Annotated in this window: 2 protein-coding genes; both read left to right on the top strand. The window is 56.4% G+C overall.

All coding sequences use genetic code 11. The features are described 5' to 3' along the window. A partial coding sequence (locus tag CO660_RS32460) for a transposase domain-containing protein (RefSeq protein WP_245421423.1) occupies window positions 1-297 on the top strand: 297 nt, incomplete at its 5' end. Then, window positions 297-599 carry a hypothetical protein gene (locus CO660_RS34625; RefSeq protein WP_097545539.1) on the top strand — a complete coding sequence of 101 codons (303 nt, stop codon included), beginning with the start codon at window positions 297-299 and terminating at the stop codon, window positions 597-599. The genes CO660_RS32460 and CO660_RS34625, both read left to right, overlap by 1 nt. Window positions 600-721 lie beyond the last annotated feature (122 nt).

Below are 721 nucleotides of genomic sequence, written 5' to 3'. Positions count from 1 at the left end.
TCTGGCCAAAATGTGGATGCCAGCGATAGTGAACCTCGACTTCATCGCCGACATGGGCAGAATGAACGGGGCATTGCAATTGGAAGGAAGAACTGGCTGTTTGCCGGCTCGGACAAGGGCGGCGAGCGCATCGCCAACATCCTCACCATCATCGAGACGGTCAAACTGCAAGGCCATAATCCAGAGGTCTATCTGACGGATGTCCTGACCCGGATCCAGGATCACCCCGAAGACCGAATTGAAGACCTCCTGCCTTGGAACTGGACGCCGGCAAAAGCTCGATGCGAGGCCGCCTGATGGCGCGCTCGAGGTTCATCTACACACTCAGCCAAGTCGCCGGCATGATCGGCGAAAACCTCGAACTGATCGAAGAAGTGACCGCAAACTCGGACAACATCTCCGAAGGCGAACTGGTTTACGTCGGCGATGGCAGTGAAGACGGCACGAAGGGTCTGACCGAGAATGGCATCGAAGAACAAAGCCTACTCGCCGACATCAGGACGTGGGACGGCGGTATCCGCGAGTTCCTCATCGACACACAGTGCGATCCTGAAATAATCGACCGCATCATGGCCGATGAGATGAAACGCGGCCTATAGATTCCATCTCTCGACACCCGAAAATGCGTTCGCCGGACGCTTACCTTTCGTCGATGAAGATCAGTTTCTCCGGATCGAGGTCCAATTGACCATCGAACCAGGCGCGCCGGCGCTTCAGGACG

Source organism: Rhizobium sp. L9 (assembly GCF_002531885.1).
In the GTDB taxonomy this organism is placed as follows: Bacteria; Pseudomonadota; Alphaproteobacteria; order Rhizobiales; family Rhizobiaceae; genus Rhizobium.
Note: the sequence above shows the minus strand (reverse complement) of the source record. Positions and strands in the feature narration are given on the sequence as shown.

What these genes read in the sequence shown, in the direction of transcription:
- CO660_RS34625 (WP_097545539.1), top strand. Translation starts at nt 297, where the DNA reads ATGGCGCGCTCGAGGTTCATCTACACACTCAGCCAAGTCGCCGGCATG.